5 protein-coding genes are annotated in these 5,740 nt (G+C 31.0%); 2 read left to right on the top strand and 3 right to left on the bottom strand.

Annotated features, from left to right (window positions below; translation table 11 throughout):
• Positions 1-394: 394 nt before the first annotated feature.
• Positions 395-580, top strand: a complete 186-nt coding sequence (locus tag RPL90_RS11705; protein WP_313549879.1) for a hypothetical protein — start codon at positions 395-397, stop codon at positions 578-580.
• Between the two features lie 523 nt (positions 581-1,103).
• Here RPL90_RS11705 and groL read toward each other — a convergent pair.
• Both groL and groES read right to left on the bottom strand, forming a co-directional pair.
• A complete protein-coding gene (groL, locus tag RPL90_RS11700; RefSeq protein WP_313549876.1) occupies positions 1,104-2,726 on the bottom strand; it encodes a chaperonin GroEL in 1,623 nt (540 codons plus the stop codon).
• 52 nt (positions 2,727-2,778) lie between these two features.
• The gene (gene groES / locus RPL90_RS11695) at positions 2,779-3,063 is read right to left on the bottom strand and encodes a co-chaperone GroES (RefSeq protein ID WP_313549873.1); all 285 of its coding nucleotides are present in this window, start codon (positions 3,061-3,063) and stop codon (positions 2,779-2,781) included.
• Between the two features lie 182 nt (positions 3,064-3,245).
• Here groES and mroQ point away from each other — a divergent pair, with 182 nt between their 5' ends.
• Positions 3,246-3,989 carry an intramembrane glutamic endopeptidase MroQ gene (gene mroQ, locus RPL90_RS11690; RefSeq protein ID WP_313549870.1) on the top strand — a complete coding sequence of 248 codons (744 nt, stop codon included), beginning with the start codon at positions 3,246-3,248 and terminating at the stop codon, positions 3,987-3,989.
• Between the two features lie 28 nt (positions 3,990-4,017).
• Here mroQ and RPL90_RS11685 read toward each other — a convergent pair whose 3' ends face one another.
• Positions 4,018-5,658: an SdrH family protein gene (locus RPL90_RS11685; protein WP_313549867.1), complete on the bottom strand. Its 1,641-nt coding sequence runs from the start codon at positions 5,656-5,658 to the stop codon at positions 4,018-4,020.
• Positions 5,659-5,740 lie beyond the last annotated feature (82 nt).

Here is a 5,740-nt window from a genome sequence, read left to right as displayed (position 1 = left end):
TCAGTTAAATTTTAAATGAATCGTCAAAATATAACGCTTTCTTATTATAAAATTTATTTAAATATAGTACAATATTATATAACTACTTCTAGAAATATATACATAACTTAATATATGTAAATCATTTATTTACAAACATAATCAGTATATGTCATAACACTTATTTTTTAAGTTTAATTTAAAACTAGAATAAGTCTATATGTAGTAGTATCTCATCTATTTTAAATTTCTTAAATTAGCATTGTAAGCATAATTAAAATAGTAGTGTTAAAAACGTTTGATATATCGATTGTTTGGGGTTAATAGATTGCAAATGATTGTATAATAAGTGCCTTAGTCTTTGAAAATATTATTTAATGTATATATTTTTAGATAATTTCAAGGGGGAAGTTATATGTCTACTTTAGTTTTAATCTGGATGTTTTTGATTTTTTCTTTAATAGCTTTAGGTAGTATAATTATTAATCTTTACAAATATTATCAAACTCAGGAAACCAAACATGAACGTAATTATATGCTTTTAACTTTATGCTCATTATTATTAATGGCTTGTTGCGGCGGTATATTATTAAAATTTTAAATATAAGAAAACCCTTCTATTCATTTAGGAGGGTTTTTAAATTAAGTCTTATAAAATTCAGTTAACTATAGTGCAATAGAATTTGAATATTTACTTTTTCACTCTCGAATAAATTGACTTTGTTTATCTAGATTACTCATAACATTAAACATCTTAATTAATTATTAGCAATTCTCAAGTGTGCCCTACTACAACACTAGGAGGTAAAGTAATGATTTTACTTTTATCAATACTATTGGTATTAAGCTTTATACAAGTTATATATATCTTGTATAAATATTTTCTTAGTCAAAATGAGCGTACTCCTCAAAATTTATATTGGCTAGTTGGCTCATTACTATTATTAATAGTAATAGGTATAATGTTACTACAAATAATTTAGAAGTGAATATATTAATTTTCATTTATTCCCCATTTTATAAAAAAGGCGCTTACCTAGATAATGTTTATTCTAGGTAAGCGCCTTATATTATTTATATAAATTTATAATACAATTAAGCAACAAATGATTATTTATTTGTTACTACATCATACCTGGCATGCCGCCCATGCCTTGTTGTGGGTCGTTGTCATCTTTGTCAGGAATGTTGGATACAACTGCTTCTGTTGTTAAGAACATTGCTGCGACACTTGCTGCGTGTTGTAATGAAGAACGCGTTACTTTTGTTGGGTCAACAATACCTGCATCAAGCATATTTACCCATTCATTTGTAGCTGCGTTAAATCCAACGCCTACTTCGGCATTTTTAAGTCTTTCAACAATAATTGAACCTTCAAGACCAGCATTTTCAGCAATTTGTCTTACTGGTGCTTCTAATGCTTTTAAGACGATATTAATACCTGTCGCAATGTCGCCTTCAGCTTCGATGTCATTAACTTTATCGTAAATGTTCATAAATGCTGTACCGCCACCTGCTACGATACCTTCTTCAACTGCTGCTCTAGTTGAGTTTAATGCATCTTCAATACGTAATTTACGCTCTTTAAGTTCAGTTTCACTAGCAGCACCTACACGAATTACTGCAACGCCGCCTGCTAATTTAGCTAAACGTTCTTGTAATTTTTCTTTATCAAATTCTGAATCAGTCTCTTCGATTTGTGATTTGATTTGGTTTACACGTGCATCAATGCTGTTTTGGTCTCCATCACCATTAACGACAGTTGTGTTATCTTTAGTAATTTCTGCTTTGCTAGCTGTACCTAACATATCTAATGATGCTTCTTTAAGTTCTAAACCGAGATCGTCAGTAATCACTTGTGCACCTGTTAAGATTGCTAAGTCTTCTAACATTGCTTTGCGACGATCACCAAATCCTGGCGCTTTAACTGCTACTGCAGTAAATGTGCCTCTCATACGGTTAAGTACGATGTTTGTAAGTGCGTCACCTTCAACTTCATCTGCAACGATTAAAATTGGACGGTTAGATTGCACCACTTGTTCTAATAAAGGTAAAACGTCTTGGAAAGAGGAAATCTTTTTGTCCGTAATTAAGATATATGGATTTTCTAATTCTGCTACCATCTTATCTGAATCAGTTACCATATATGGAGATTGGTAACCTCTATCGAATTGCATACCTTCAACAACTTCTAATTCAGTATTAAAACCATTAGATTCTTCGATTGTAATAACACCGTCGTTGCCAACTTTTTCCATTGCTTCAGAAATGTATTTACCAATTTCTTCATCAGCCGCAGAAATTGAACCTACTTGCGCAATTTCATTTTTATTTTCAACTTTTTGAGAGATACCGTGTAAAGCTTCGATTGCAACTTCAACTGCTTTATCGATACCTTGTCTAATACCTACAGGGTTCGCACCACTAGTAACGTTTTTCAAACCTTCTTGAATCATAGCTTGTGCTAAAACTGTTGCAGTAGTAGTACCGTCACCTGCAATTTCATTTGTTTTATTAGCTACTTCTTGTACTAATTTCGCACCCATATTTTCATATGGATCTTCTAATTCAATTTCTTTAGCAATCGTAACACCATCGTTAGTAATTAATGGTGAAGTATATTCTTTATCAAGGACTACGTTACGACCTTTTGGACCTATAGTTACTTTTACTGCATTTGCTAGTTTGTCAACACCACGTAACATTGCTTGACGTGCGTCTTCTGAGAATTTCAAGTCTTTTGCCATAATTTATTAAACCTCCGTGTTGTCATTATTATAATTGTGCTTTCAATTATTATTATTTAATAACAGCTAAAATGTCATCTTCATTTAAAATTAAATAAGTTTCATCACCGCGTTTAACTTCTGTACCAGCATATTGTTGGAATACGACGTTATCGCCTTCTGTTACTTCCGGAGCAACTCGTGTACCATTTTCTAGTAAACGGCCTGCACCAACTGCAATTATTTTACCTTCATTTGATTTTTCTTTAGCGCTATCTGTTAAGACAATACCACTTTTTGTTGTTTGTTCTTGTTCTACTTTTTCAATAATTACTCGGTTACCTAATGGTTTTAACATTAATTGTTCCTCCTTGTGTTTCATAACATTTAGCACTTCTCTATCTAGAGTGCTAATACAATTTTATAATAATCAAATTTGGTCAATATTTCAAGCGAAAAGTATGTCGTTATGAATTATTTTTGTATAGCGTGGCTATTTAAGCTAAAATAAGACATATTAATAATTTTTGGAGGTTCACGATGTCACGTTTATGGGTATCCATATTCACCTTAGTTATTTACGGACTTGCACAAGTTGGTCCTATCATTTTAAAAGCTGCAGGTGTTTTTAATAGTTTTAGTAACAAATCTCAGGCATATGCCATCATTTTTAGCCAAGTTATCTTATTTATTCTTGCAGCTATCGTAATTACATTTTTACATAATAAAATTGCTAATCCAACTAAATTGGAGTTACAAACCAAAGAGCGCAAAAGATATATTGTTTTATGGGCAATTGCTGGTTTTTTCATTGTTATGGTTTACCAAATCATAGCGGGTGCTATTAATATATACGTTTTGGGTGCGCCAAAACAAAGCCCGAATACTGAAAGAATTATGGGAATTGCTAGGAAAGTGCCGCTATTTATCATTTTAATTTCTGTAGTCGGCCCTATCCTCGAAGAATATGTATTCCGTAAGGTTATCTTCGGCGAATTGTATAATATTATCAAAGGTAATAAAACAATCAAATTTATTATTGCTGGTGTCGTTAGTGCAACGCTATTTGCTTTAGCACATAGTGACCCTGCTTTCTTTATTATTTATTTTGGAATGGGTTTAATTTTCGCTGGATTTTATGCTTATACTAAGCGTATTTGGGTCCCTATACTTATTCATGTATTTCAAAATGGTCTAGTAGTCATCATTCAAGTATTGGTCGGTCCTGAAAAAATTAAAGAAATGCAAAATGCATCTTCATTTATAATTCACTTTATTAATTAAAAAACATCTTAAATAATCCATAAGCGGATTATTTAAGATGTTTCTTTTTATTAAAATATCTATCTCTCGTTGCTTTAACGAAATATGCAATAATAACACCAATAAAAATAATAAACATAGTAGCTATTAAAGCAAATAAAGCACGCTCAAATTTTAAATTATTGTCTTGTGCTTCACTTTCTTTTTTTGTCGTAGTTAACTCATTTTCATCGCTTTTTTCGTACTCATATGAACCTTGTGATTTGTTTTCTTTTGGTGATTTTAAATCTGGCATAGACCCTATCTCACCAGTGATTAACGCTAAGACTTGCTTATCTAAATTTTTGTAATACGCATCAAATTTAATTGGATTAAAATATTGGAATTTAAAATAATTAGTTCCACGTTGAAGTGCATTTAAATAAGAATTATCATCGAATGATTTTTTTGCTACTACTTGATCAATTTGATTTTCTGAAACTTGTTGCTTATCTTTGTCTAAATTTCTTACTTGGCTAACAACATATGGATTATATTTAAATGAACCCGGTGCTACTTTTTGAAACTTATTCATAACATTATCATCATTTTGTTGATTGTTATATTGCGCTTCATTATTATAATTACTTAATTTATTAGCATCATTGTTGTGATTACTAACACTATTACTATTTTTAGAAGGTTGATTATTGTTATTGTTATTGTAATTGTTATGCCAATAATAATAGTTCTGATTATCATTTTGATTACTATTCATTGGTTGTCTGTTATTATTCGTATTATATGAGTTGTTTTTAATATAATTATGATTAGTTTTATTATTATTATTATTCACTTTAGTATTATTGTTATTATAACCTGACTCTGATTGCCAACTATATCGATAATACGATTGGCTGCTACTTGATTTATTTTCAGTTCGGTTACGATTCATGCCGTCATTATGCTTTGTTTGTTGGTTTTGAGGACTTCCCCCACCTGAACCGCCATAATGATTTGTTGATGCATTGTTATTGTTATTCGGGTTTGGGTTATAGCTCGAATTATTTCCGCTATGATTGTCATAATTAGGATCATACCCCTCATTACTGCCGTTTGTATTACCACCTGTATTATTGTTATGACTACCGTCAGCAGTATTACTATCATCAGAGGTATGATTCGACGGTCCTCCACCGCCAGAACCTCCACCAGATTCACCACTATTAGCAGTGTCGCTATCATCAGTAGTATCTTCTTTTGCCGGATAATCTTTACTATTTTGAGCATCTTCTTCATTCTTATCTTCTGATGTATTGTTATCTGCTGAAGCATCTTCTTTATTATTTTGTTCATTATTTGTATTATCTTGCGCAGTATCAGTTGAGTTATTATTATCCGTATTATTTTCTGATGTATCATTATTTACATCAATCTGTGCTTCACTACTATTTTCTTGATTATTATTAGACGAATATTCAGTAGTTTCATTATTACTACTATTATCTTCTTGATGTGATTCATTATCTTTTGATGATGTAGCTACACTTTCATTGCTAGCATCACTATCTAACTTACTACTCTCATTAGTGTTAGCTGATAATGACTCTGAAGCACCGTGTATAGGTGAAGTGAATATTGATACACTTAAGCATAATGCAACACTAGAAGTCATTATTTTTTTACGCTTGTTATATTTCAACTTTATCACTCACCTACCTCTTTAATATATTTATTATTAGTATATTAGATATACCGTTAATTTTCATCTTTATTCAGCAATTGCAAAGTAA

The sequence above is a fragment of the Staphylococcus kloosii genome, from assembly GCF_032139365.1.
Taxonomy (GTDB): domain Bacteria; phylum Bacillota; class Bacilli; order Staphylococcales; family Staphylococcaceae; genus Staphylococcus; species Staphylococcus kloosii_A.
Note: the sequence above shows the minus strand (reverse complement) of the source record. Positions and strands in the feature narration are given on the sequence as shown.

Coding starts and splice junctions, on each gene's coding strand:
- mroQ (WP_313549870.1), top strand. CDS start 3,246: ATGTCACGTTTATGGGTATCCATATTCACCTTAGTTATTTACGGACTT.
- groL (WP_313549876.1), bottom strand. CDS start 2,726: ATGGCAAAAGACTTGAAATTCTCAGAAGACGCACGTCAAGCAATGTTA.
- groES (WP_313549873.1), bottom strand. CDS start 3,063: ATGTTAAAACCATTAGGTAACCGAGTAATTATTGAAAAAGTAGAACAA.
- RPL90_RS11705 (WP_313549879.1), top strand. CDS start 395: ATGTCTACTTTAGTTTTAATCTGGATGTTTTTGATTTTTTCTTTAATA.